The organism is Promicromonospora kroppenstedtii DSM 19349 (assembly GCF_000515355.1).
Taxonomy (GTDB): domain Bacteria; phylum Actinomycetota; class Actinomycetes; order Actinomycetales; family Cellulomonadaceae; genus Promicromonospora; species Promicromonospora kroppenstedtii.
On sequence record NZ_KI911597.1, the window covers coordinates 3,831 to 4,088 of the forward strand.

Here is a 258-nt window from a genome sequence, read left to right on the forward strand (position 1 = left end):
GTGGCGTTCGCCGTCGGCGGCTGGTGGTGGCTGCGCAACCTGCTGGTGCTGGGCACGGTGCAGCCGGTGGGCATCCCGGACCGGTTCCCGGACGACGAGCCCCGCGGCCTCTGGTACTTCCTGCGGGTCGTCGTCACCGGCCTGACCCGGTCGTTCTTCGGCAACTTCGGCTGGCTGGAGCTCCGCCTGCCCGACGCCGTCTTCTGGTCCGCCGCCGTGGTCGTGGCCCTGCTGTGCGCGGTGGCCGTGGCGCGCGGG

1 pseudogene is annotated in these 258 nt (G+C 74.0%); it reads left to right on the forward strand.

The features are described from left to right. A pseudogene (locus PROKR_RS03230) lies at positions 1-258 on the forward strand (DUF2142 domain-containing protein); the annotation flags it as partial.